This is a genomic window from Cellulomonas sp. plas2, from assembly GCF_057221735.1.
On record NZ_CM170155.1, the window covers coordinates 734,307 to 759,156 of the forward strand.

Sequence of the window (24,850 nt, forward strand, 5' to 3'; positions counted from 1 at the left end):
GGTGACGACGGGCGGCGGGCCGTCGTCGGGACGAGGCGTGGGGAGGTCGACGGTGGCGGACGACGTGCCGCGGCGGGGTCCGGCTGCGGCGGTCGGCCGGGTCGTCGGGGGCGTGCGCGTGCTCGCCGCCGTGCTGGTGGTCGCGGCGCTGGCGCTCGTCGTCGGGACGCGGGCGGGGCTGCTGCCCCCGGCCTGGGGTGCGGGGGTCGTGGGCGCGCTGCCACCGGCGCTGGCGACGCCGGCGCAGGAGCTGCTGGAACCGCGCCGCGGGGACGCGGCGAGACCCGCGGGTGCGCCGGAGGGCGCGGCGCCGGGTGCGTCGGCCGGGCCCTCGGACGCGCCGGGCGGCCCGGTGGCGATCGGCCCCGATCCCGCACCCGCGTCCGTCGCGCCGCCGGCCGTGTCGCCCCCGGCGGGCCGCGGCCGGAGGGCTGGCCCAGCCGCAGCGCGGAGAGCGCGCCAGGACCGCTCGGCAGCCCGCCGCCCGTTCCCGCCACCGGAGGTGCGCACGCCTTCCTCGAGACGCGGCCCGACGGCTCGCCCGTCGCGTACGACCCCTGCCGCCCCCTGCACTGGGTCGTCAACGCCGTCGGCGCCCCGTCCGGCGCCGACGAGCTCGTCGCCGAGGCCGTGGCCCGGATCGCCGCCGCCACCGGCCTGCGCTTCGTCGCCGACGGTGCGACCGACGAGCCGCCCGCGCCCGCCCGTCCGTCGTTCCAGCCGGAGCGCTACGGGGATCGCTGGGCGCCCGTGCTCGTCGCCTGGGTGACGCCCGACGACGCGTCGCCGCTCGCGGGTGACGTCGCGGGCCTCGGCGGGGGCACGGCCTTCGGGCTCGACGTCGGGCCGCTCGTCTGGGTCACGGGTCAGGTGCAGCTCGACGCCCCGCAGCTGGCGGAGGCGTGGGCAGGTCCGGGCGGGCGTGACCTCGTGCTGGCCGTCGTGACGCACGAGCTGGCGCACGTCGTGGGCCTCGACCACGTGGACGACCCGGGGCAGCTCATGTACGCCGCCACGCGGGCCGGCGTCACCGACCTCGCGGACGGGGACCGGGCAGGCCTCGCAGCGCTCGGCACGGGGCCCGGCGCGCCGGAGGTGTGAGGACGCGCGGCCGGCGCCGGTGCGCCTGTCGCCGCTGGTCATGCGTCCTGACCAGAGGCGCACCGCGGGCGTGTCGGTGGTCGGTGGTTGGCTTGCCGCATGCGGACGAGGGCGGGTGCGGCGGGGTCGGGGTCGACCCTGTTCGACGAGGGTGCGGGCGGTGGTGCCGGGATCGGTACGGCGGACCCGACGTCGCCCTCGACCTCGTCGCGGACGACGTCGTCGGCCACGGCGTCCTCCTTGTCGACGCCGGGTGCGCAGCCCTCGTCGGACCTGCCGGTGGACATCGATGCGGTCGCGCTGGCGGGTGTGCCGGGGGCGTTGGGTGAGCTGGAGGGGCAGTTCGAGTCGTTGGTGTCGGCGGTGGCGTCGGCGGAGGCGGCGGTGCGCTCGGCGCAGGCGGTGCGTGCGGTGCTGCTGGCGGCGGCGGTGCAGGTGGGGGCGTTGGCTGATGAGGTGTCCTGTCACGTGCACGGCCGGGCGGTGACGGCGCAGTCGCGGGATCTGGCGGGGCGGTCGGTGCGGGCGGAGCTGGCGACGGTGTTGCAGGTGCCGGAGGGCACGGCCACGGGTCTGGTCTCGGACGCGGTGGAGCTGGTGGCGTCCCGGCCGGCGGTGTTGTCGGCGTTGGCGCAGGGGCGGGTGTCGTACCCGCATGTGCTGAAGTGGTTGGAGGAGACGGCGTCGCTGCCGCCGCAGGTGCGGGTCGCCGCGGATGCGGCGTTGTTGCCGGGGTGCGCCTCGTGGACGCCGGTGCAGCTGGGGCGGCGGGCGCGGTCGTGGGTGGCGCGTCATCACCCCGAGCCGGTGGCGGTGCGGCATCGGCGGGCGTGCGCGGACCGGCATGTGTGGGTGACGCACGAGCGGGACGGGATGGCGTGGTTGCACGCGTTGTTGCCGGCGGTGCAGGCGGTGGCGATCTTCGAGGGGTTGTCCTTCGGTGCGCGGATGCTGGCCGCGGGTGCGGATGAGGGTGCGGATCGGATGGGGGAGGGTCGCCGGTTGGTGGGTCAGCTGCGCGCTGACCTGCTGGCCGAGGTGCTGCTGCCCGAGCTGACCGGCACCACCACCGAGCACCAGCACGACCACGACCGCGACGACGACGAGCCGAGGAGCGGCGACGGTGAGCCCGTCGACCAGGACGCTGCCGTCTCGCGCACCGGCCGGCGCGGCTCGGGCCGCCGGTCAACGTCGCGGTCGTCGTCCTCGAGCTCGTCCTCGTCTTCGGGGTCGTGCTCGGCGTGTGGTGGGTCGTCGTCGCGGGTGGGGGTGTTCCGGCCGACGGTGCTGGTGACGGTGCCGGCTCGGACGGTGCTGGGTGGTGATGAGCCGGGGCATCTGGCGGGGTACGGGCCGGTCGATGCGCGCACGTGCCGGCAGGTGGCTGGTGCGGCCTCGTCGTTGACGCGGGTGCTGACCGATCCGGTCACGGGGGTGTTGCTGGGTGCGGACGGGACGTACGTGGTCAGCGGGGCGCGGCGGCGGTTCTTGGCGGCGCGGGACGAGACGTGCCGGTTCCCGGGGTGCAACCGGTCCACGACGGGCTGCGATGTGGACCACACGGTGGAGTGGGCGGCCGGGGGGTGCTCGGACGAGGGGAACACCGCGCACCTGTGTCGGAACCATCACCGGCTCAAGCACCGCACGCGGTGGCGGTTGACGCAGGACGTGGCGGGCACGTCGACGTGGACCTCCCCCACGGGGCGGGTGCTGACCACGACCCCGGTCCTGCCCCTACCGCCAGGGCCACCACCACCGCCACCGGCACCCGAGCCGGCCCCCGACCCCTGGGCCGGACCCATCCCCTTCTGGCCACGCCTCTGACCACGGCTCTGACCACGCCTCTGATCACGCCGGGGCGGCGTCGTTGCCGTGCCACGTGGCGGTCGGCGGCGGCGCTGCGCCGCAGAGCGAGCGTGCTCCCCGACCCTCGTGGTCACCCTCGCAGCGGGTCGCGGGCGCTCCGGGCGGCGCAGGTCACGCAGAGGGCGGCCGTCGGCCGGGCGCGCAGCCGACCGGCGCCGACGGGGCCGCCGCAGCGCACGCACCGTCCCCACGTCCCGGTGTCGACCCGACGGCGGGCCTCCTCGACCTCGCGCAGCCCTGCGAGCGCGGCCTCACGCAGCCCGACGGCGCGCGACCAGTCCTGGGAGAGCGTCGAGCCCTCCGGGTCGTGCTCGTCGTCCGCCGTGGTCGCGGTGCGGGCGTGGCGCACCTCGTCGAGCTCGGCACCGGCCTGCTCGGCGCGGGTGCGGAGCTCCTGCTCCCGGGCGTCGAGCAGCAGCAGGGCCTCGGCGGGACCGGGAGCGTCAGCGTCAGCGTCGGCGTTGCGGCCTCTGCCGCCGTCACCAGGATCAGGCGCGGTCATCGGACACGTCGCCGCGACGTCGTGCGGGGCGCGGCAGGAGGGCGCCCGACGGAGGCGTCGTCCCGGCGCCGTGACGGGCGACCGCGAGCGCCCAGGCCACGAGGGGCGCCTGCAGCGGGAGCCGGAGGAGCGTCACGCGGCGGTCGCGGGTCCAGGGACCCGAGCCGTCCGCGTCGAGCGCCATCTTGACGTTCCCGGGGAGCACGGCGACGAGCAGGGCGGCCGAGGCGAGCCCGCCGAGCCGTCGCGCTGCCGGGGGGACGAGCAGCGCCGCGCACGCCAGCTCGGCGACGCCGCTCCCGAGCACCCACGGCCGGGCGGGGCCGAGTGCGGCCGGGATGAGCGGCTCGAACACCGCGGGCCGCCGCAGGTGCAGGACACCCGCCGCGCCCAGCAGCCCGGCGAGGGCGAGGGCGGGCAGGTGCCGGCGCGCGGCGGCCCCGGTGGTCACGCGTTCCCGAGCAGCTGCTCGAACGAGGGCACGTCGTCGAACTCGTCGACCCGCACCACGGGCGGTCGGGCCGCGACCGTCGCCGCGAGCTCCGCACCCGCCCGGCGGATGCGGGACGGCAGGGCGTCCTCCGCGCTGCCCCAGTCGTCCGTCGCGGCGAAGACCGCCGTGCTCTCCACGTGCGCCCGCAGGTAGGTGAACAGCGGCCGGACGCCGTGCTCCACCGCCAGGGAGTGCCGCGCGGTGCCGCCCGTCGCGCCGAGCAGCACCGGCTTGCCCGTCAGGGCGTCCTTGTCGATGACGTCGACGAAGGACGTGAACAGCCCGGACGCCGTCGCGGCGAAGATCGGCGTCACGGCGATGAGCGCGTCCGCGCCGTCGACGGCCTCGAGGGCGTCGGTGAGCGCCTCCGAGGGGAAGCCCGTCAGCAGGCGGTTGACGACGTCGTGGGCGAGGTCCCGCACCTCGAGGGTGCGGACCTCGACCGGCACGCCGCGGGCCTCGAGCTCCTCGACGGTGGCCGACGCCAGGCGGTCGGCCAGCAGCCGCGTCGACGAGGGCTGGGACAGGCCCGCCGCGAGCACGACGAGCCGTCGCGGCTCGGGCGCGGGCACGCGGGTCGCGCCGTCCACGGCGTGCAGCGTGCCGTGCGACGAGCTGCGGGACGTGCCGGTCGGTGCACCCGTCGACGTGCCGCGCGGGCCGGTCGGGGTCGTCGCCATCAGGAGGCCGCCTTCGCGCTGGTGCGGGGGTCGTCGGAGGGGGTGGTGGCCTCGGCGCCGGACGCGTCGGCGTCCTCGGCGCGGCGGCCGGTCCAGCGGTCGGCGCCGACGACGGGCTGCGCGTGCAGCTCGCCGGCGGCGCGGGCGGCCGCGACGCGCTCGGCGTGGGTCGGGGGCCCGGAGGGCACGTGCGCGGGCCGCGCGGCCTCGGCCTCGCGGCGCAGGACCGGCACGATCTCCTCGGCGAGGAGGTCGATCTGCTCGAGCACGGTCTTGAGGGGCAGGCCGGCGTGGTCGATGAGGAACAGCTGGCGCTGGTAGTCGCCGACCTGCTCGCGGAAGCGCGCGTAGCGGTCGATGACCTGCTGCGGGCTGCCGACGGTCAGCGGCGTCTCACGGGTGAAGTCCTCCATCGACGGACCGTGCCCGTAGACGGGGGCGTTGTCGAAGTACGGGCGGAACTCGTCGACGGCCTTCTGGGAGTCCTTGCGGACGAAGACCTGCCCGCCGAGCCCGACGATCGCCTGGTCGGCCCGGCCGTGCCCGTGCTTCTCGAAGCGCTGCCGGTAGAACCGCACCATCTGCCGGGTGTGGCTCATCGGCCAGAAGATGTTGTTGTGGAAGAAGCCGTCGCCGTAGAAGGCGGCCTGCTCGGCGATCTCCGCGCTGCGGATGGAGCCGTGCCAGACGAAGGGCGGCACGCCGTCGAGCGGGCGGGGCGTCGAGGTGAAGCCCTGCAGGGGCGTGCGGAACTTCCCCTCCCAGTCCACGACGTCCTCGGTCCAGAGCCGCCGCAGGAGCGCGTAGTTCTCGACCGCGAGGTTGAGGCCCTGCCGGATGTCCTGGCCGAACCACGGGTACACCGGTCCGGTGTTGCCGCGGCCGAGCATGAGGTCCATGCGGCCGTCGCTGATGACCTGGAGCATCGCGTACTCCTCGGCCAGGCGGACGGGGTCGTTCGTCGTGATGAGCGTGGTCGCGGTGGACAGCGTGATGCGCTCCGTGACGCCGGCCAGGTAGCCGAGCATCGTCGTGGGCGACGAGGGGACGAACGGCGGGTTGTGGTGCTCGCCCGTGGCGAAGACGTCCAGGCCGGCCTGGTCCGCGTGCTTCGCGATGGTGAGCATCGACCGGACCCGCTCCGTGTCGTCCGGCGTGCGTCCCGTGGTGGGGTCCGTCGTGACGTCCCCCACGGTGAAGATCCCGAACTGCATCTCGCGCCTCCCGATCCATGCGTTTGCATGTACTGCTGACGAGGACCCTGAACCGTGCGCCCCCGGCGGGTATTCCGGTCGGCTCGACCCACCACGACGCTACCGTCCGGGCGCGACCTGCCGATGGTGGTCTGCGGGGACCGGGTGACGGGTCCCAGGACACGCGACCGGGCCCGGACGGGCCGGGGAGCCGGCGAGGGGACGGGACGTGCACGAGATGCGACCCTGCGTGGTGCTCGCGGGCGCCGCCACCACGGGCGGCACGGTGCTCTCGCTCGGCGACGGGTCCGCCCGCGTCGGCGTCGAGCGTGCTCCGGCGACGGGACCTGCGCGGCTCGCGGTCACGGCCCAGGGGCTCGCCGCCGTCCGGGACGAGACGGCCCTCGTGCCCGGCACGCCGGTCCGCCTGCGCGTCCAGGACGACGCGCGCGGCATCTGCGTCTACGGCGGCGTCGTCGCCGAGGTCGTGGCGGGCGAGCACGGCGGTGGGGAGGTGCGCCTCGTCGAGGTGGGGCTCCTGTCCGCCGTGCAGCTGCGCGCGGCGCTCCGCGTCGCCATCGACGTCCAGGTCGTCGCCACCGTGGTGCGCCGCGGCGCCGAGCCCGACGCCGCCCCCGAGCGCATGGAGCTGCAGCTCCTCGACCTGTCGGCGGAGGGGCTGCGCATCACCACGCCCGGGTCGCTCGCGATCGGCGACGAGCTCGTCACCGCGATCCCGGACGCCCGCCCCGTCGGCCGCGCGGCGGCCGAGCCGCTGCCCGTGCGCCTGGAGGTCGTGCGCAGCAGCGTGCACGGCGACGTGCAGCACCACGGCTGCCGGCTCGTCGGCCTCGGGCACCGCGAGGCCGAGGCGCTGCACGCCTTCGTCGCGCGCCTCCAGCGCGACCGCCGCGCCGCCTTCGCCGGCGTCTCCTGACCGGGCCCGTGCGGACGGGCCCGGACGGGACCCGGACGCGCCTGGACGACGCCTGAACCACCGGCGGGAGAGACCCGGACGGCGCGACCGCCGGCTGGACGGTCCGCGGACCCGCCCCTGGTGGTCGTCCGGCGACCGGGACGCCCCCGGGCGCCGACGGTCAGGCGACGGGCTCGTCCGGCGTCGGCGGCGTCCGCCGCGCGTCCTCGGCGACGAGCGCCGGCACCGGGCGGCCCAGCAGGCGGCGCGCCTCGTCGGCGGGGACGGCACGCGAGAACAGGTAGCCCTGCGCGCTCGCGCAGCCGATCGCCCGCAGCGCGCGCAGCTGCTCGGCGGTCTCCACGCCCTCGGCGACGACGTCGAGGTCGAGGGCGCGGCCCATGGCGACGACCGCGCGCACGAGCTCCTGCGACCGCGCGTCGTCGGCGAGCTCGGCGACGAAGGAGCGGTCGATCTTCAGCGCGTCCACCGGGTAGCGCTGCAGCGTCTGCAGGGAGGAGTGCCCGGTGCCGAAGTCGTCGATGTGCAGGCTCAGGCCCGCGTCCCGGAAGCGCCGGACCATCCGGTCGGCGAGCTCGGGGCTGCGGGCGATGACGCGCTCGGTGATCTCCAGCGCGAGGTGCTCCGGGCCGAGCCCGTGCCGCGTCAGCGTCGCGAGCGTCGTCGGCACGAGGTCCGCGTCCCAGAACTCGCGGTCGGACAGGTTGACGGACACGGTGACCGGCCCGGCGTGCGCGCGCCGCCACCCGGCGATGTCGCGCGCGACCCGGTCGACGAGCCAGCGGCCCAGGGCGACGACGAGGCCCGTCTCCTCCATGAGCGGCAGGAACTCCGCCGGCGGGACGAGCCCGCGCTCGGGGTGCCGCCACCGCACGAGCGCCTCGAACCGCGTGAGGTCGTCACCGGCCAGCGCCACGATCGGCTGGTAGTGGACCTCGAACTCCTGCCGCTCGAGCGCGCGCTGGACCTGGTCCTGCAGCCACAGGTGCTGCAGGGCGGCGTCGTGCATGGACGAGTCGAAGTACGACACGGAGCCGCGCTCGCGGACCTTCGCGTCGTACATGGCGGTGTCGGCGTCCCGCAGGACGTCCTCCGCGGACTCGTACCCCGCGCTGGACAGGGCGATGCCGACGCTCGCGGTCACCCACAGGGAGTGGCCGGTCACCTCGACGGGGCGGCTCAGCGCCTCGCGGATGCGCTGCACGACCGCCGGCACGTGCTCCGGCGGGAGCCCGTCGAGGAGGACGGCGAACTCGTCGCCGCCGAACCGGGCCGCGGTGTCGGCGGGCCGGACGGCCTCGCGCAGCCGGTCGCTGACGGCGCGTAGGAGGCGGTCACCGGTCTGGTGGCCGAGCGAGTCGTTGATGACCTTGAACCGGTCGAGGTCGAGGAAGAGCACCGCGAACGGCGTCCCGGCCGTCGCCCGCCGCACCGACGTGGTCAGCCGCTCGAGGAACGCGCGCCGGTTGGCCAGCCCCGTGATGGGGTCGACCGAGGCGTGGCGTCGCAGCTCCTCCTCGAGGCCCTTGCGGTGGGTGTGGTCCGACAGCGAGCCGAGCAGTCGCGGCGACCCCGTCCCGGCCGGGTGCGCGCCCAGGGGCATCGCCCGGCTGAGCAGCCACCGCCAGGTGACGTCCGAAGGCCCGCGGTAGCGGAACTCGCGCTCCTGCAGGGTCGTGCCCGTCCGTGCCGTGCGTCGCAGGTCGGCCAGGAGCCCGTCGAGGTCGTCCGGGTGCACCCCGCGCGCCCACTGCGCGCCGCGCTCGGGCTCCGGCACGTGCTCGAGGCCGAGCAGCGCCACGCACCGCGCGGACAGGTTGATGTCCCCGCCCTCGAGGTCCCAGTCCCACAGCCCCTCGTTCATCGCCGAGGCCAGCAGCGCGTAGCGCTCCTCGCTCGACCGCAGCGACCGCGCGAGGTCCTCCTGCTCGAACGACGCGCACAGCAGCGCCGCCCACTGGTTGTAGCTCTCGCGGCGCAGGTTGTCGTCGACGGACCCGACGACCGCCAGGACGCCCCAGTCGCGCCCGCGGGCGCGCACCGGCACGACGTAGACCGCCTCGCCCTGCTCGGGACGTGCCGCCGCGAGCACGTCGGACGACGGGAAGCACGCGGCCGTGCTCGCGTCCCCGGCGACGACGCGCAGCGTCCGGTGCGGGTCGTAGACGCCCTCGACGACGAGGCGGTCGCCGCGCCACAGGGCCAGCACCCCGGCGCGCACGCCCGTGCGGGACATCCAGGTGAGCCAGCGGGGGTCGCCGGCCCCGTGCCCGAGCAGCGCGACGCCCACGTCGTGCTGCTCGACGAGGGCGGCCTCGGCGCCGTGCGCCCGCCGCAGGTACTGGCCCGCGTGGACGTGGCTGAGCACGGCGGGCATGCGTCGCAGCATGGCGCGCAGCACCTGGCGTGCGCCGTCGTCGGGGGCGGCTTCGTCGGGGGCTGCCTCGTCGGGGGCTGCCTCGGCGCGGGCTGCCTCGTCGGCCTCGGCGAGGAGGGTCAGGTGCGCGGTCAGCGCGCCGACGGCGCGGTCCGTGCCACCGGGCAGCAGGCGCGCGTCCGTGACGGACCGCAGCGCGGCGGCCATGCGCGCTGGCGCGGGGGTGGTGCCGGTGCGCAGGACCTCCTCGACGACCGCCGCGACCTCCCGCAGCGCGTCCTCCACGGCCTGCTCGGGCCCCGCCGGGCCGTCGGCGTGCTCGAGGGCCGCGGCGAGGCCGTGCCGCAGCACCCCCACGGGGTCGTCGCCCCCGTCGTGGCGCACGACGTCCTCGCGCACCGCGACCGCCTCGCCCGGGCACCCGCACGACGAGCGCCGCACCAGGGCGACGGGGTGCCGCGGCTCCCCGTCCGGGTCCCGGCCCTCGCGGAGCGCGCGCAGGAGGCGCATCGCGTACGCGCCGGTCGCGTGGAAGGGCTGGTCGACGGTCGTCAGCGCGGGCACGCAGTAGGCGGCGGCCTCGATGCCGTCGAACCCGACGACCGCGACGTCCTGCGGCACGCGCAGCCCCACCCGCGCCAGGCCCGCGACGACCCCGAGGGCGTTGCGGTCGGTCGCGCACACGACCGCGGTGGGCGGCTCGCCGAGCAGCGCGAGGCCGGCGGCGGCGTGCTCGCCGCTGGCCTCGCCGTGGTCCGCCGTGGCGAGGAAGTGGGCGGGGTCGGGCGCGAGGCCCAGCTCCAGCATCGCCTCGTGGTACCCCGCGTACCGCTCGCGCATGTCCGCCTGGCCCAGGTTCCCGACGAAGCCGATGCGCGTGTGCCCGTGCTCGGCGAGGTGCCGGACGGCGGCGCGGGTGCCGGCCGCGTTGTCGGGGCTCGCGGACGCGAGACCGGCCGAGGCGAGGTCGCCGCCGGGCGGGACGCGGGGCAGCACGACGTCCTCCGACGCGGACACCACGGGCAGCCCGTGCCGCCGGAGCCGCTCGACGACGCCGCGGTCGACCGCGGTCGACACCGTCACCGCGCCCGCCACCTGGTCCCAGGCCAGCGGGGTGGCGGTCGTCGGCGCGTCGCCCGGCGCGGTCGCCCGCGTCCCGGCGTCGTACGTCTGCTGCACGACGAGACGCAGCCCCGCCCGCACGGCCTCCCGGTGCATGCCCGCGACGACGTCGCCGAAGTAGAAGCCCCCCGTCACCGGGGTGAGCACGAGGACGGCGTCGTCGGGCACGGCTCCTCCGTCCGGGTGTCGGGGTATCGGGTGGCGGGGCATCGGGGTGGCAGGGGTGGTGCGGTGGTGGGCCTGCAGGGCGAGGCGTCACCGGTGACCATCGGCCGGTACCGGGCGCGCGTGACGGGTGGGTGTGACGATCCTCGGGACGGATCACCCGGACGGGGCAGGTGGCGGCCCGTGCCGCCCCGCCCGGGCGGTGCCCCCACGGATGACCGCGCCGGGCCGCGGTGTTGTGACCACGGGACGACGAGCCGGACGCCCACCGGCGAGAGGGGACGACGATGACCGACCAGCCCGACGGCACCACCGCCGGACGCACGACCTACGAGGTGACGCGCACCGACGACGAGTGGCGCGCGGTGCTCGACGCCCAGGAGTTCGCCGTCCTGCGGCGCGCCGCCACCGAGCGGCCGTGGACGGGGGAGCTGCTCGACGAGTCGCGCGAGGGCGTCTACCGGTGCCGTGCGTGCGGCAACGAGCTCTTCCGCTCGGGGACGAAGTTCGACAGCCACTGCGGGTGGCCGAGCTTCTTCAGCCCGCTGGCGGAGGACCGGGTGCGGCTCCTCGAGGACCGCAGCCACGGCATGGTGCGCACGGAGGTGCTCTGCGCCCGGTGCGGGTCCCACCTGGGGCACGTGTTCGACGACGCGCCGCAGACGCCGACGGGGGACCGCTACTGCATGAACTCGGTGAGCCTCACGTTCGACGCGAGCTGAGCGCCAGCGCGTCGGGGACGCGGACGGGGCCCGTGCCGAAGGACCGGCACGGGCCCCGTCGTCGTCGGGGGAGGGAGCTCAGCGCGCCGTGCGCCGGAAGGCGTCGCCGTGCATGTCCTCGAGCTCGACGCCCTTCGTCTCGGGCACCTTGCTGAGCACGAACACGAAGGACAGCGCCGCGAACGCGGTGTAGAGGAAGTAGGGCACCGCCGCGCCGAAGGTGTCCAGCAGCGGCGGGAACGTCACCGTGATGACGAAGTTGGCGATCCACTGGGCCGCCGCGGCCAGGCCGAGGGCGGCGGCGCGGATGCGGTTGGGGAACATCTCGCCCAGGAGCACCCAGACCAGCGGGCCCCACGAGGCGCCGAAGAAGACGACGAACGCGTTGGCGCCGACGATCGCCACGACGCCCCACGGCCCCGGCAGGCTGATGTCCTCGCCGCTGCCCGACGCCTGCGTGAACGCCACGGCCATCGCGCCCAGCGACAGCGCCATCCCGAGCGACCCCGCCAGCAGGATCGGCCGACGCCCGACCTTGTCCACCAGCGCGATGGCGATGAAGGTGACCACCACGTTGGTGACCGACGTGATCGTCGAGGTGAGGAAGGACTGGCTCTCGTCGAACCCGACGGCCTGCCACAGCGTCGTGGAGTAGTAGAAGATGACGTTGATCCCGACGAACTGCTGGAACACCGACAGCAGGATCCCGATCCACACGATCGGCAGGACCTTGCCGCCCGGGCCGCGCAGCGACGCGCCCTCGGCGTTGCGGGCGTCCTCGTCGATGGTGTCCTTGATCTGACGGACACGGGCGTCGACGTCCTCGTCGGCCGGGAGCACGTCGGCCAGGACGCGGCGGGCGTCGTCCACCTTGCCGCGGGCGACGAGGTAGCGCGGCGACTCGGGGATCGCCAGGGCCAGCACGCCGTACACGACGGCGGGCACCGCGGCGACGAGGAACATCCACCGCCAGGCCGGCCAGCCGAACCAGAGGGGCTCCGACGCCCCGCCGGCGGCGTCGCGCAGGAGCTGGTTGGACAGCAGGGCCGCGAAGATGCCGAGCGTGATGGCGAGCTGCTGCAGCGAGCCGAGGCGGCCGCGCAGGCGCGCCGGCGCGATCTCGGCGATGTACGCCGGCGCGATGACCGACGCGATGCCGATGCCGATGCCGCACAGGAACCGCCACAGCGCGAGGTCCCAGGCGGAGAAGGCGGCGGCGGACAGCACCGAGGACACGAGGAACACCACGGCGCCGAGGACCATGACGTTGGTCCGGCCGAACCGGTCGGCCAGGCGTCCGCCGAGCCACGCGCCGAGCGCCGACCCGAGCAGCGCGATCGCCACGACGAAGCCCGTGACGAACGCCGACAGCGAGAAGCGCTCCTCCACCGCCGCGACGGCGCCGTTGATGACGGAGGAGTCGAAGCCGAAGAGGAACCCGCCGACGGCCGCGGCGACCGCGAGGGCCACCGCCTTGCCCTGGTGGGACCCGGAGGTGGCGGGTGCTGCGCCGCCCCGGGCGGACGTCTGGGCCATGCGTGGTTCTCCTCGTTCGTGCGGGCCGGCGCGGCTCCTGCTGCCGCGTCCCCCGGCGGGCAGGCGACGCACGCGGGGGTGGGGACGTCGGCGGGCCGGGGGTGGCCGAGGGCTCCCACTGTGGACCTGCTGGTGGGAGGCCGCACGTCGGGTGGAGGTGCATCATCGGCGGGATGGACGTCTCCTCCTCCGGCTCCGCCGGGCGCCCGCGCCCCCGGCGGCCCGCCAGCCTCGACCAGGCGACCGCCGACGCCCTGCCCGGGGGGCTGGACCCCGCGCAGCGCGCCGAGCTCGCGCACACGACGGCCGCGGCGCTGGTCCGCGACGGCCGGGCCGGCGGCGACGACCCCGCGGTGCTGGCCCGGCTCGTCGGGCTGGTGGAGCGCGAGGGGCTCGAGCTCGTCGCCACGCTCTGGTCGGACAGCCCGCCCTCGAGCCTGCCGGGCGCGCTGTGGCGGCTCTACGTCCTGCGGGAGTGGGTGCGGCGTGACCCCGTGACGGTGGCCGACCGGTACCGGCAGGGCGTCGAGCACGCCCCCGTGCAGGGCGCCGTAGCCGGCGTCGCGCTGCCGCCGGGACCCGAGGACGTGCGCGCCACGGCCGACGCGGTCCTCTCGGGCGTGTACGCGGGCGACCTCGCCGTGGCCCTCGAGCGCGCCGCCGCCTTCTGCCGGGTCCTGGCCACGGGCGGGGCCCTCGACGCCGACCACCTCGACCTCGTCGACCCCTCGGGGGCCGGGCGCCTCACCCGCGGCTCCGCGGCCCTCGGCCGGATCGCGGAGGAGCTCACCGCGGCCGCGGGGCTGTGGCGGGCCGGCGCGCTCGACTGACGCTAGTCTGGCGGAGGCGTCGGACCGCGGTAGCCCCGGGCTCCAACACCAGCCGCTCCGAGCGGCCTCGCGCCGAGAGGCGCTCCCGGTCCGGCGCCACCCCACCGGTTCGTCCTGGCCAGCCCGTCGTGCGCCGGCCACGTCCGCGTCACCGCGCGTTCACCGTCACGTCACCGGCCGTTGGGGAAACGTCCAGGTCTGTCCTAGCCTGATCGCGTCCACCCCCGTCCTGACGGAGACTCCCGTGCGCCTGCGCCTCACCCCGCGCGACACCTCGTACTTCGACCTCTTCGCCGCCCAGGCGGAGCACCTGGTCACCGGCGCCGGCCTCCTCGGTGAGCTGCTGGGCGCGCACCGCGCGCAGCGCAAGGCCGTCGTCCAGCGGATGTCGGAGGCGGAGCACGCCGCGGACGAGGCGACGCACAGCATCATGCGTCGCCTCAACCAGACGTTCGTCACGCCGTTCGACCGGGACGACATCTACGACCTCGCGTCGCGCCTCGACGACTGCATGGACCTCATGGACGAGGCGGCGGACCTCGTCGTGCTCTACAAGGTCGACGCGCTGCCCGCCCGGGTCTCCGACCAGGTCGCGGTGCTGCAGCGGGCGGCCGAGCTGACGGCGGCGGCCATGCCGCGCCTGCGCTCCATGGACTCCCTCAGCGAGTACTGGATCGAGGTCAACCGCCTGGAGAACCAGGCCGACAAGACCTACCGCAAGCTCGTCGCGCAGCTCTTCGACGAGGTGACGGACCCCATCGAGCTGCTCAAGCTCAAGGAGATCGTCGAGAAGCTCGAGGACGCGGCCGACGCCTTCGAGCGCGTGGCCAACACCGTCGAGACCATCGCGCTCAAGGAGTCCTGAGCCCCCGTGGAGCTCGCGCTCGTCATCGTCGTCGTCGTGGTCGCCCTCGGCTTCGACTACACCAACGGCTTCCACGACGCGGCGAACGCCATCGCCACGTCCGTGTCGACCCGGGCCCTGACGCCCCGGGCCGCGCTCATCATGGCGGCGTTCTTCAACCTGCTGGGCGCGCTGCTCGGCACCGAGGTGGCGACGACGATCGCCGAGGACATCATCACCGTGGCCGACGTGGCGCAGCACACGGGCCTCGTCGTCGTGCTGTCCGCGCTGGTCGGGGCCATCGTGTGGAACCTGGTCACCTGGTGGTTCGGCCTGCCCTCGTCCTCCACGCACGCGCTCATCGGAGGGCTGACGGGCACGGGCCTCGCCGCGGGCGTGACGGTGCACTGGGACGCCATCCTCGACAAGGTCGTCCTGCCGATGGTCCTGTCGCCGCTGGTCGGGTTCGGGCTCGCCTTCGCCGTCATGGTCGGCGTGCTGTGGCTCGTGCGGAACCGGCCGCCGACGCGGACGATGCGCCGGTTCCGGCTGGCGCAGACCGTCTCCGCCGCGGCCATGGCGCTCGGGCACGGCCTGCAGGACGCGCAGAAGACGATGGGCGTCATCGTGCTCGCGCTCGTCGCCGGCGGGTTCCACACCGCGGGCGGCGGCATCCCGCTGTGGGTCAAGCTCGCGGCAGCCACGGCCATCTCGCTCGGCACGTACTCCGGCGGGTGGCGGATCATGCGCACGCTCGGCCGCAAGATCATCGAGCTCGACCCCGCCCGCGGGTTCGTCGCCGAGACCGTCTCGGCCGCCGTGCTCTACACGAACGCGTACTGGCTGCACGCGCCGGTCTCGACGACGCACACGATCACCTCGGCGATCATGGGCGTCGGCGCGACGCGGCGGCTGTCGGCGGTGCGCTGGGGCGTCGCGAAGAGCATCGCGGCGGCGTGGGTGCTCACCATCCCCGCCGCGGCGCTCGTCGGGGCCGGCGCCTTCGTCGCTCTGCACGCGCTCCTGGGCTGACCAGGCCCGGCCCGAGCCGGCTCGGGCGGCTCGGCCGAGGCGTCGGGCGTAGCCCGGCCCTCACGCCGTCGGCCAGCGCTCCGCGGCGACGACGCGCGGCCCCTTCGCGGTGGCCGCCACGTGCACGACGAGGAGCTCGCCCGGCCGCAGGAACGGGTCGGAGGCCGGCAGCCACGCGGCGACGGCGCGGCGGGTGTGCTGGGCGAGGACGTCGACCACGGTCGGCAGCACGGGCCGGTGCGTGCACAGCACCGCCGGCACGGGCTCGGCGAGCAGCCCCTGCACGAGCCCCGCGACGCGGGCGGGCGAGCTCTCGTGCGCCGACTCCGTGAGCACCGGCTCCACGACGACGGGCACGTGGGCGGCGCGTGCGTAGGGCGTCACCGTGCTCCAGCACCGGTCCCACTCGCTCGTCACGACGCGCTCGGTGCCGTAGGCGGCGAGCAGCGGCACGAGGGCCCGCGCCTGCCGCCGGCCGCTGTCGGTCAGCGGCCGGTCGCCCTCGGTGCCGTCCCAGCTCGCGCGCTTGCGGGCGCGGCCGTGCCGCGCGACCACCACCGCGTGCGTCGCGAGCCGGCCCCGCTCGAGGGCGTGCAGCAGCGCGTCGAGGGGTTCGCGGTCCGCGGCACGGGTGAGGCGGCGGCGGGCCTCGTCGGCGCGGAACCAGCGGGTGCGGTCGATCTCCGTCGGCTCCGCCGGCGCCACGGGCTCGCGGGCGACGACGGCGGGCGTGGTCGGCGCCGCGGGGCGGGCCGCCCAGTAGTGGACCTGCTTGAGGCGGCCGTCGGCGAGGCGGTACGTGAGCGTGGGCAGCGGCTGCCCCAGCACGACCTCGACGCCGCCCTCCTCGGCGACCTCACGGCGGGCGGTGACGGGCAGGGCCTCCCCGGGCTCGAGCTTGCCCTTCGGCCACGACCAGTCGTCGTAGCGCGGACGGTGCACGAGCAGCAGCTCGACGCGGTGGTCCGCCGGCGCGTCGCCGCGGGTCCGCCGCTCGCGCCACACCAGCGCCCCGGCCGCCACGACGTCCGGGGCGCGGCGGCCGCTCACGTCGAGGAGATCCGGCGGCGCTGGCGGTGGCGGGCGATGAGCGTCGTCTGCTGGTCGACCAGGGGCTCGCCCTCGGGCCCGACGTGGCGGCGCGTCCACTGCCCGTCCGCGGCGAGGTGCCAGGACGAGACGGCCGGGTCGAGGCTCATGTCGACGAGCTCGATCAACGTGCTCACGTGCTCGGTGTCGGTCACCCGGACGAGCGTCTCCACGCGCCGGTCGAGGTTGCGGTGCATGAGGTCGGCGGACCCGATGTACACCTCGGGGCCCTCGAACCCGTCCTCGGCCGCCGGGTCGGCGTGCGCGAAGGCGAAGATCCGCGAGTGCTCGAGGAACCGGCCGAGGATGGACCGCACCCGGATGTTCTCCGAGAGCCCCTCCCGTCCCGGCTGCAGCGCGCAGATCCCGCGGACGACGAGGTCCACGCGCACGCCCGCCTGCGACGCGCGGTACAGCGCGTCGATGACGGCCTCGTCGACCATCGAGTTGACCTTGATCTTGATCCACGCGTCGTGCCCCGCCCGCGCCGCCGCCGCCTCGCGGTCGATGCGCGCCACGAGCCCGCTGCGCACGGAGCGCGGGGCGACGAGCAGCCGGTGGAACCGTGACTTGGGCGCGTACCCCGAGAGCTGGTTGAACAGCCGCGTCAGGTCCTGGCCGATGTCGTTGTCGCAGGTGAGCAGGCCGATGTCGGTGTAGAGCCGGGCCGTCTTCGGGTTGTAGTTGCCCGTGCCGATGTGGCAGTACCGCCGCAGCCCGTCGGCCTCCTGGCGCACGACGAGGGACAGCTTGCAGTGCGTCTTGAGGCCGACGATGCCGTACACGACGTGGACGCCGGCCTGCTCGAGCTTGCGCGCCCACTCGATGTTGTTCTGCTCGTCGAACCGGGCCTTGATCTCCACCAGCGCGAGGACCTGCTTGCCGGCCTCGGCCGCGTCGATGAGCGCGTCGACGATGGGGGAGTCGCCGGACGTGCGGTACAGCGTCTGCTTGATGGCCAGCACGTGCGGGTCCGCGGCGGCCTGCTGCAGGAACGTCTGCACCGAGGTGGAGAACGAGTCGTACGGGTGGTGGAGCAGCACGTCACGACGGCGGATGGCGGCGAAGACGTCCGTCGGCGTCGCGGACTCCACCTCGGCGAGCTGGCGCGGCGTCGTCGGCACGAAGCGGGGGTAGGACAGCGCGGGCCGGTCGAGGTCGGCGACGAGGTTGAGGCCCGTGAGGTCCAGCGGGGCCGGCAGCTCGTACACCTCGTCCTCGGCCATGCCCAGCTCGCGCGTGAGCAGCCGGCGGATGCGCGGCGTGATGGACTCCGCGATCTCCAGGCGCACGGGCGGCCCGAAGCGGCGGCGCAGGAGCTCCTTCTCCATGGCCTGCAGGAGGTTCTCGGCGTCGTCCTCCTCCACCTCCACGTCCTCGTTGCGCGTGACGCGGAACGTGTGGTGCTCCTGCACCGTCATGCCGGGGAAGAGCTGGTCGAGGTGCTGGGCGATGACGTCCTCGACCGGCACGAAGGACATGGGCTCGCCCTCGGCGCCGCCGCGGCCCGTCGGCACGCCCGGCCGCCCGGCCGCGTCGACCGCGATGAAGCGCGGGAGCAGCGGCGGGACCTTCACGCGCGCGAAGTGCTCCTTGCCCGTCGAGGGGTTCACGACGAGCACGGCGAGGTTGAGCGAGAGCCCCGAGATGTACGGGAACGGGTGCGCCGGGTCCACCGCGAGCGGGGTGAGCACGGGGAAGATCTGCCGGCGGAAGTACTTGCGCAGGCGCTCCTGCTCGCTCTCGCCGAGGTCCTCCCAGCGCACGAGCGTGATGCCCTCGCCCGCCAGGGCGGGCTGCACCTGCTCGGCGAAGACGGCCGCGTGCCGGGCCTGCAGCTCGTGCGCCCGCTCGGAGATGGCCTCCAGGACCTGCCGGGGCGACAGGCCGGACGCCGCGGTGACCGCCAGGCCGGTGGCGATGCGGCGCTTGAGCCCGGCCACCCGGACCATGAAGAACTCGTCGAGGTTCGAGGCGAAGATCGCCAGGAACCGCACGCGCTCCAGCAGCGGCAGCCCGGGGTCCTCCGCGAGCTCGAGCACCCGCTCGTTGAAGGCCAGCCACGAGACCTCGCGGTCGAGGAAGCGGTCCTCCGGCAGCGGCGGCAGCTCCTCGGCGGGGACGACGGGCACCCGCGGCACCTCGTCGCGGCGCGGCGGCGTCGCGGCGATGTGCTCGGCGATGTGCGCGGCCAGGGACTCGTCGAGGACGGGCGCATCGGTCATGGGGCCCATGGTGGCACCCGTCGGTGACGTGCGCGTCCGCCGCCCGTTCGCCCGGTGTTCACGCACCGGTGCACGGGTCGCGGCGGCGCCGTCCCCGTCCGCCGGCGGGCCGTACAGGACGTCGGCGCGCTCCCGCTCGAAGCCCGCGCGGCGGTAGGCGCGCACCGCGGCCGCGTTGTCGGACTCCGTGTACAGCACCGCCCGCCGCAGGCCCCGCCCCGCCAGGTCGGCGACGACCCGCTCGGTGAGGAGCCCGCCGAGGCCCTGCCCCTGCGCGTCGGGGTCGACGGCCAGGACGTACACCTCGCCGGTGTCGCCGTCCGGCGGGTCGACCTTCAGCCAGCAGGAGGCGACGAGCGCGCGCGTCCGGTCGGTGGTGCCCGAGCCGTCGGGCGCACCGGTCCCGTCGGCCGCCCCCGTGCGCTCGACGAGCCAGAGGTCGGCGGGGTCGAACCAGGGCTGCGCCGCGCGGTCCTCGAGGTCGCGCCGCGTCAGCCGGCCCTGCTCCGGGTGCCAGGAGAAGGCGCGGGCGTTGAGCGCGAGCCACGCCGCCTCGTCGCGCCCGGGCACGAAGGGCCGCAGCGCGAGCCCGTCCGGCAGCGGCCGCGGCTCGGGGACGAGGCCGTCGCGGGCCGCGGCGGTGAGGTCCAGCGCCATCCGCCACAGCGAGCGGGCGGGCTCGAGGCCCAGGTCCTCGACGAGCGCCCGGGCGGCGGGCAGGTCCCCGTGCGCCCACACCTGGAAGCCGCCGGGCGCCAGCGCCCTGACGCGGTCCAGCAGCAGCGCGCCCGTGCCCTGGTCCCGGGCGGCCGGGTCCACGACGAGCTCCACCGTGGGCAGGCCCTCGTCGTCGGGCACGAGCTGGGCGTACCCCACGTACCGCCGGCGGTCGCGCGCGACGAGGTGGACGACCTCGGGGCGGCCGACCTGCAGGAGCGTCTGCTCCGACAGCGGCTCGACGCCGTCGACGCGCTCCGCTCGGCGCGCGAGGGCCCGGACGGCACCGCGGTGGACGGCCCCGTCCTGCCCCGGGCGGACCGTCTCCACGGTGATCACGCCCCACATCACAGCACACCACCGACGGCTCCGGTCGCTGGCCCCAGGCAGGCTCCGTATCCTCGGGTGACCCCGACCGCCCCGAGCCGGCGGCCGCCACCACGGGGGACGACGACTCGGACCGACGACGCAGAGCACCACGCAGACCCACGACGACGCCCTGATGGAGACCACGTGCCCGGAAACGCGACCACCCGGTTCCGGAACGTGTCCCTCCTGTCGGTGACGAGCACGATCCCGTCGCGCGTGACGACGTCGGCCGAGCTGCAGGACCGGCTGGCCCCCGCGCTGGACCGCCTGCGGCTGCCGCGCACCGTCCTGCAGCGGGTCGCCGGCGTCCTCGAGCGCCGCAACTGGGCCCCGGGCGAGGGGTCGGACGAGGCGACGGTCGCGGCAGGCAAGGCCGCGCTGTACGAGGCGGGCGTGAACCCGGCCGACATCGGCCTGCTCATCAACACGTCGGTCACGCGCAAGCACCTCGAGCCGTCGGTGGCCGTCCGGCTGCACCACGGTCTGGACCTGCCGACGTCGGCGATCAACTTCGACGTGGCCAACGCGTGCCTCGGGTTCGTCAACGGCATGAGCCTGGCCGCCGGGATGATCGAGTCCGGGCAGGTCCGCTACGCGATCGTGCTCGCGGGCGAGGACGCGGACGACATCCAGGTCAACACGGTCGAGCGCCTCCTGCGGGCCGAGTCCGACCGCGACGCCTTCATGAGCGAGTTCGCCAGCCTCACGCTGGGCTCGGGCTCGGCGGCGGCGGTGCTCGGGCGCACGGACGAGAACCCGGGCGGGCACCGGCTGCTCGGCGGGGTGACGCGGGCGGCGACGCAGTACTACGACCTGTGCGTCGGCAGCGTCGACGGCATGTTCACGGACGCGCGGATGCTGCTCAAAGGCGGGCTCGACCTCGTCATGAGCGCCTGGCGCGAGGCGTCCGACGAGTGGGACTGGTCGGCGATGGACCGCTACGTGACGCACCAGGTCTCCAAGGCGCACACGGCCGCGGTGGTCAAGGCCGCCGGTCTCGACCGGCGCCGCGTGCCGACGACGTACCCGCGCTACGGCAACGTCGGCCCGGCGTCGATCCCCATCACGCTGGCCGAGGAGCAGGAGTCCCTGCGCGCCGGGGACCGCGTCCTGCTGATGGGCGTCGGCTCGGGCCTCAACACCGCGATGATGGAGCTCGCCTGGTGAGTGGCGTGCCCACCGGGGTCCCCCGCGCGGCGACCGCGACGTGAGCGGCCCCACCCCGGTCGACGGCCTGCCCGGCGTCGACCCGCGGGACAGCCGCGTCCTGGACGTGCCGGCGGCGCCCGGCGACAGGGGCGGTGACGGGCCCGGTGACGCGGCGGGCGACGCGACGGGTGAGACCCGGCGGTGGCACGTGCTCGACACCGCGGCGCGGCTGGCGGGGCTCGGCGTCGAGCCCGTCGGCACCCTGCTCGCCGTGCACGGCAACCCGACGTGGTCCTACCTGTGGCGGGCGCTGCTCGCACGCACGGTCGCGGACGCCGCGGCGGGCCGGCCGGCCTGGCGCGTCGTCGCCGTCGACCAGCTCGAGTTGGGCTTCTCCGAGCGCACGGGCCGCCGCCGGGACCTGGCGCAGCGGCTGGCGGACCTGTCCGCGCTGACCGACGCGCTGGGGCTCAGCGGGCCGGGGGCGACGGGCCCGGTCGTCACCGTGGGGCACGACTGGGGCGGGGTGGTCTCGCTCGGCTGGGCCGTGCGGCACCCCGAGGTGCTCGCGGGCGTCGTCACCCTCAACACGGCCGTGCACCACCCCCTCGGCGACCCGCTGCCCGCGCCGCTGCGGCTGGCGACCGCGCGCGGCGTGCTGGCGTCCGCGACCCGGCGGACCACCGCGTTCCTCGACGTCACGCTCGCGCTGGCCCGGCGTCCCCCGCTGCCCGACGAGGTGCGCGCCGCCTACCGCGCGCCCTACGCCGGACCCGCGGGCGGGCCGCACCGGCGCGACGGGATCGCCGGCTTCGTCGCCGACATCCCGGCCGACGCGACGCACCCCAGCCGGCCGGCCCTCGACGAGATCGCGGACGGCGTCGCCCGGCTCACCGTGCCGGCGCTCGTGCTCTGGGGTCCCCGCGACCCCGTCTTCACCGAGCGCTACCTCGACGACCTCGTCGACCGGCTGCCGCACGCGCGCGTGCACCGCTACGTCGGCGCCGGTCACCTGCTGGCCGAGGAGGTGCCGTACGCGGACGCCGTGGCGGCGTTCGTCGCCGAGGAGGTGGCGCCGTCGGTCGCCCGCCCCGGACCGGCGGGGCCGTCCACCGCTGACCTCGCCAGCAGGACGGACGGCGGTGACGCGGCCGGTGCCGCCGCGCCCGACGACGTCCCCACCGGCGCGCCCGCGCCCTTCGTCCCGCTCTGGCGCGCGCTCGACGAGCGGGCCGACGACGACGGGCCGGCCGTGCTCGACCTGTCGGTCCGACGGCGCGGCGCGCCGCTGACGGTGTCGTGGCGGCGGCTGGCGGAGACGGTCCGGGCGCTGGCCGCCGGGCTCGACGCGGCCGGCGTGCGTCGCGGCCAGCGCGTGCAGCTGCTGGTGCCGCCGGGGCCGACCCTCACCGCCCTGGTCTACGCCTGCCTGCGCCTCGGGGCCGTGGTCGTCGTGGCCGACGCCGGGCTGGGCGTGCGGGGGTTGTCGCGGGCCGTGCGCGCGTCCTGGCCGGACGTCCTCGTCGCCGCCGAGCCGGGCCTGCTGGCCGCCCGCGCGCTGGGGTGGCCGGGGCGGCGCGTGTCCGCGGTGGGGCTGCCCGCCGCGGCCCGGGCCGCGCTCGGCGTGGAGACGACGGTCGCCGGTCTCGTCGCCGTCGGGCGGGTCCGGCTGGCGGCCGGGCTGCCGCTGCCCGCGGAGCCCGGCGCCGACGACCCCGCGGCCGTGCTGCACACGTCCGGGTCCACGGGTCCGGCCAAGGGCGTGCGGTACACGCACGGGCAGCTCGCGGCGATGCGGGACGTCGTGCGCGACCACTTCGGCATCGGGCCCCGAACGGGCCTCGTCACCGGGTTCGCGCCGTTCGCGCTGCTCGGGCCGGCGTTCGGCACGCGGTCCGTGACGCCGGTGATGGACGTGTCGGCGCCGCGGACGCTCACGGCGCGGGCGGTCGCCGACGCCGTACGGGCCGCCGACGGGCGGGTCGTGTTCCTCTCGCCCGCGGCGATCCGGAACGTCGTCGCCACCGCCGGGGAGCTGGGGGAGGCGGACCGGGAGGCCCTGGGTCGCGTGACGACTTTCCTGTCGACGGGGGCCCCGATCGCCGAGCCGCTGCTCGCGGCTGCCGCCGCCCTCATGCCGGGCGCGGTCCCGCACACCCCCTACGGCATGACGGAGTGCCTGCTCGTCACGGACGTCACGCTCGAGGGCGTGCGCGCCGCGGCCGGCGCCCCCGACGGCGGCGTGTGCGTGGGCGTGCCGATCGGCTCCGCGCGCGTGCGGATCGCGCCGCTCGACGAGGGTGGCCGCGCGGTCGGTGCCGCCGCCACGACGCCGGGCGTCCTCGGGGAGGTCGTGGTCGCGGCCCCGCACCTCAAGGACGGCTACGACCGGCTCTGGCTGACCGACCGGGAGGCGGCGCGCGACGTGCCGGACGCGGAGGGCGCGCGGGTCGGGGCCGGTCCCCGCTGGCACCGGACGGGGGACGTCGGGCACCTCGACGACGAGGGCCAGCTGTGGATCGAGGGCCGGCTGGCCCACGTGCTGACGACGGCCGTCGGGCCGGTCGCGCCCGTGGCGGCGGAGACCGCCGCCGAGACCGTGCCCGGGGTGCGGCGGGCGGCGCTCGTCGGCGTCGGGCCAGCCGGCGTGCAGGTGCCCGTCGTCGTCGTCGAGCCGGAGGCCGGATCGTCGCTGGCGCGCTCGCGGACCGGTCCGCTGCGCGGTCGGTCCCCGCTGGCGCCGGCGGAGCTCGTCGCCGCCGTGCGCGCCGCCGTCGGGCCGGACCGCGCCGGCGTGCCGGTGGTCGCCGTGCTCGTCGCCGACACGCTGCCGACCGACGTGCGGCACAACTCGAAGGTCGACCGCGCGCGGCTCGCGGCGTGGGCGGCCCGGGTCCTCGCGGGCGACCCGGTGCGCCGGCCGTGAACGGGACCGTCCTCGTCACGGGGGCCAGCGGCTTCCTCGGCCGCGCGACGGCCGGGGCGCTGCTGACGGCGGGGTACGCGGTGCGCACCCTGCAGCGGCGGCCCGGCGGGGTGCCGGGGGCCGACGACGTGCTCGGCTCGGTCACGGACCCGGCGGCGCTCGCGCGGGCCGTCGACGGGGTGGACGCCGTGGTGCACCTGGCGGCCAAGGTGTCGCTGGCCGGGGACCCCGCGCAGTTCGCCGCGGTGAACGTCGGCGGGACGCGGGCGCTGCTCGACGCCGCCCGGGACGCCGGCGTGCGGGACGTCGTGCACGTCTCGTCGCCGTCCGTCGCGCACGCAGGGACGGCGCTCGTCGGGGTCGACGCGGGACCGGCCGACCTGGTGGGCGCCCGGGGGGAGTACGCGCGGACCAAGGCCGCCGCCGAGCGGCTGGCGCTCGCGGCCGACGGGCCGGACCTGCGGGTGGTGGCGGTCCGCCCCCACCTCGTCTGGGGACCCGGCGACCCGCAGCTCGTCGCGCGGGTCCTCGACCGGGCGGCCCGGGGCCGCCTCCCGCTGCTCGACCACGGCACCGCGCTCGTCGACTCCACGTACGTCGACAACGCCGCCGACGCCTTCGTCGCCGCGCTGCGGCGCCTGGACGTGACCCATGGGCAGGCCTACGTCGTCACCAACGGGGAGCCGCGCACGATCGCCGACCTGCTCGGCGGCATGTGCCGGGCCGCCGGCGTCCGCGAGCCGCGATGGAGCGTGCCGGCCGGGGCCGCCCGTGCCGCGGGCGCGCTCGTCGAGGCCGTCTGGGCGCGCCGCCCGGGGACCGACGAGCCGCCGATGACCCGGTTCCTGGCGGAGCAGCTCTCGACGGCGCACTGGTTCGACCAGCGCCGCACCCGCGCCGACCTGGCGTGGACCCCCGCCGTGACCGTCGACGAGGGGCTGGACCGTCTCGCGCACGCGGTGCGAGGCTGACGAC

18 protein-coding genes and 1 pseudogene are annotated in these 24,850 nt (G+C 76.2%); 10 read left to right on the forward strand and 9 right to left on the reverse strand.

Annotated elements, in window-relative coordinates:
• The first annotated feature begins 630 nt into the window (after positions 1–630).
• Positions 631–1,101: a matrixin family metalloprotease gene (locus AC2TDM_RS03305; RefSeq protein WP_484635812.1), complete on the forward strand. Its 471-nt coding sequence runs from the start codon at positions 631–633 to the stop codon at positions 1,099–1,101.
• A 99-nt stretch (positions 1,102–1,200) separates the two neighbouring features.
• Entirely contained in the window at positions 1,201–2,925 is a 1,725-nt protein-coding gene (locus tag AC2TDM_RS03310; RefSeq protein ID WP_484635813.1) for an HNH endonuclease signature motif containing protein, read from the forward strand.
• 112 nt (positions 2,926–3,037) lie between these two features.
• Here the strand turns inward: AC2TDM_RS03310 and AC2TDM_RS03315 are convergent, their stop codons facing one another.
• Genes AC2TDM_RS03315 through AC2TDM_RS03330 form a run of 4 tightly spaced genes read right to left on the reverse strand, consistent with a single transcriptional unit; the run spans position 3,038 to position 5,856 of the window.
• Positions 3,038–3,469, reverse strand: coding sequence for a TraR/DksA family transcriptional regulator (locus AC2TDM_RS03315; protein ID WP_090031703.1), 432 nt, complete (start codon positions 3,467–3,469; stop codon positions 3,038–3,040).
• Entirely contained in the window at positions 3,456–3,920 is a 465-nt protein-coding gene (locus AC2TDM_RS03320) for a DoxX family protein (protein WP_484635814.1), read from the reverse strand. The genes AC2TDM_RS03315 and AC2TDM_RS03320 overlap by 14 nt, the downstream gene beginning before the upstream one ends.
• Positions 3,917–4,642 carry an FMN reductase gene (locus AC2TDM_RS03325; RefSeq protein ID WP_090031705.1) on the reverse strand — a complete coding sequence of 242 codons (726 nt, stop codon included), beginning with the start codon at positions 4,640–4,642 and terminating at the stop codon, positions 3,917–3,919. Before AC2TDM_RS03325 ends, AC2TDM_RS03320 begins: the two co-directional genes overlap by 4 nt.
• On the reverse strand, positions 4,642–5,856 hold the full coding sequence (locus tag AC2TDM_RS03330; protein WP_090031706.1) for an LLM class flavin-dependent oxidoreductase: 1,215 nt from the start codon (positions 5,854–5,856) through the stop codon (positions 4,642–4,644). The genes AC2TDM_RS03325 and AC2TDM_RS03330 overlap by 1 nt, the downstream gene beginning before the upstream one ends.
• A 217-nt stretch (positions 5,857–6,073) precedes the next feature.
• Here AC2TDM_RS03330 and AC2TDM_RS03335 point away from each other — a divergent pair, with 217 nt between their 5' ends.
• Entirely contained in the window at positions 6,074–6,772 is a 699-nt protein-coding gene (locus AC2TDM_RS03335) for a PilZ domain-containing protein (RefSeq protein WP_484636377.1), read from the forward strand.
• A 160-nt stretch (positions 6,773–6,932) separates the two neighbouring features.
• Here AC2TDM_RS03335 and AC2TDM_RS03340 read toward each other — a convergent pair whose 3' ends face one another.
• Positions 6,933–10,439: an EAL domain-containing protein gene (locus AC2TDM_RS03340; RefSeq protein WP_484635815.1), complete on the reverse strand. Its 3,507-nt coding sequence runs from the start codon at positions 10,437–10,439 to the stop codon at positions 6,933–6,935.
• A gap of 284 nt (positions 10,440–10,723) precedes the next feature.
• Between AC2TDM_RS03340 and msrB the strand changes: the two genes are divergently transcribed.
• Positions 10,724–11,158, forward strand: a complete 435-nt coding sequence (gene msrB / locus AC2TDM_RS03345; protein ID WP_484635816.1) for a peptide-methionine (R)-S-oxide reductase MsrB — start codon at positions 10,724–10,726, stop codon at positions 11,156–11,158.
• A gap of 78 nt (positions 11,159–11,236) precedes the next feature.
• On the opposite strand, the gene AC2TDM_RS03350 is transcribed toward msrB, so the two are convergent.
• On the reverse strand, positions 11,237–12,694 hold the full coding sequence (locus AC2TDM_RS03350) for a sugar porter family MFS transporter (protein WP_484635817.1): 1,458 nt from the start codon (positions 12,692–12,694) through the stop codon (positions 11,237–11,239).
• Positions 12,695–12,867: 173 nt separating this feature from the next.
• On the opposite strand from AC2TDM_RS03350, the gene AC2TDM_RS03355 reads away from it, so the two are divergent.
• The 3 genes from AC2TDM_RS03355 to AC2TDM_RS03365 all read left to right on the forward strand — a co-directional run bounded on the left by AC2TDM_RS03355 (position 12,868) and on the right by AC2TDM_RS03365 (position 15,400).
• A complete protein-coding gene (locus tag AC2TDM_RS03355; protein WP_484635818.1) occupies positions 12,868–13,524 on the forward strand; it encodes a hypothetical protein in 657 nt (218 codons plus the stop codon).
• 244 nt (positions 13,525–13,768) lie between these two features.
• The gene (locus AC2TDM_RS03360) at positions 13,769–14,389 is read left to right on the forward strand and encodes a DUF47 domain-containing protein (protein ID WP_090031716.1); all 621 of its coding nucleotides are present in this window, start codon (positions 13,769–13,771) and stop codon (positions 14,387–14,389) included.
• A 6-nt stretch (positions 14,390–14,395) separates the two neighbouring features.
• Positions 14,396–15,400, forward strand: coding sequence for an anion permease (locus tag AC2TDM_RS03365; protein ID WP_484635819.1), 1,005 nt, complete (start codon positions 14,396–14,398; stop codon positions 15,398–15,400).
• A 60-nt stretch (positions 15,401–15,460) separates the two neighbouring features.
• Here the strand turns inward: AC2TDM_RS03365 and AC2TDM_RS03370 are convergent, their stop codons facing one another.
• From AC2TDM_RS03370 to mshD, 3 genes and pseudogenes are all read right to left on the reverse strand, one after another.
• On the reverse strand, positions 15,461–16,450 hold the full coding sequence (locus tag AC2TDM_RS03370) for an NUDIX hydrolase (RefSeq protein WP_484635820.1): 990 nt from the start codon (positions 16,448–16,450) through the stop codon (positions 15,461–15,463).
• Positions 16,447–18,714 (reverse strand): RNA degradosome polyphosphate kinase, encoded by a 2,268-nt coding sequence (locus tag AC2TDM_RS03375; RefSeq protein WP_484636378.1) that lies wholly within the window; start codon positions 18,712–18,714, stop codon positions 16,447–16,449. Before AC2TDM_RS03375 ends, AC2TDM_RS03370 begins: the two co-directional genes overlap by 4 nt.
• Before the next feature lie 171 nt (positions 18,715–18,885).
• Positions 18,886–19,779: pseudogene (gene mshD / locus AC2TDM_RS03380) on the reverse strand (mycothiol synthase); the annotation flags it as partial.
• Between the two features lie 165 nt (positions 19,780–19,944).
• Here mshD and AC2TDM_RS03385 point away from each other — a divergent pair.
• From AC2TDM_RS03385 to AC2TDM_RS03395, 3 genes are read left to right on the forward strand one after another with little or no spacing between them, the layout of a single operon-like run.
• Positions 19,945–20,967, forward strand: coding sequence for a 3-oxoacyl-ACP synthase III (locus tag AC2TDM_RS03385; protein WP_484635821.1), 1,023 nt, complete (start codon positions 19,945–19,947; stop codon positions 20,965–20,967).
• 40 nt (positions 20,968–21,007) lie between these two features.
• Complete coding sequence (locus tag AC2TDM_RS03390; RefSeq protein WP_484635822.1) at positions 21,008–23,875, forward strand: alpha/beta fold hydrolase; 2,868 nt, start codon at positions 21,008–21,010, stop codon at positions 23,873–23,875.
• The gene (locus AC2TDM_RS03395) at positions 23,872–24,846 is read left to right on the forward strand and encodes an NAD-dependent epimerase/dehydratase family protein (protein WP_484635823.1); all 975 of its coding nucleotides are present in this window, start codon (positions 23,872–23,874) and stop codon (positions 24,844–24,846) included. Before AC2TDM_RS03390 ends, AC2TDM_RS03395 begins: the two co-directional genes overlap by 4 nt.
• The last annotated feature ends 4 nt before the right edge of the window (positions 24,847–24,850 follow it).

Coding starts and splice junctions, on each gene's coding strand:
- AC2TDM_RS03310 (WP_484635813.1), top strand. CDS start 1,201: ATGCGGACGAGGGCGGGTGCGGCGGGGTCGGGGTCGACCCTGTTCGAC.
- AC2TDM_RS03315 (WP_090031703.1), bottom strand. CDS start 3,469: ATGACCGCGCCTGATCCTGGTGACGGCGGCAGAGGCCGCAACGCCGAC.
- AC2TDM_RS03325 (WP_090031705.1), bottom strand. CDS start 4,642: ATGGCGACGACCCCGACCGGCCCGCGCGGCACGTCGACGGGTGCACCG.
- AC2TDM_RS03330 (WP_090031706.1), bottom strand. CDS start 5,856: ATGCAGTTCGGGATCTTCACCGTGGGGGACGTCACGACGGACCCCACC.
- AC2TDM_RS03335 (WP_484636377.1), top strand. CDS start 6,074: ATGCGACCCTGCGTGGTGCTCGCGGGCGCCGCCACCACGGGCGGCACG.
- msrB (WP_484635816.1), top strand. CDS start 10,724: ATGACCGACCAGCCCGACGGCACCACCGCCGGACGCACGACCTACGAG.
- AC2TDM_RS03350 (WP_484635817.1), bottom strand. CDS start 12,694: ATGGCCCAGACGTCCGCCCGGGGCGGCGCAGCACCCGCCACCTCCGGG.
- AC2TDM_RS03355 (WP_484635818.1), top strand. CDS start 12,868: ATGGACGTCTCCTCCTCCGGCTCCGCCGGGCGCCCGCGCCCCCGGCGG.
- AC2TDM_RS03375 (WP_484636378.1), bottom strand. CDS start 18,714: ATGACCGATGCGCCCGTCCTCGACGAGTCCCTGGCCGCGCACATCGCC.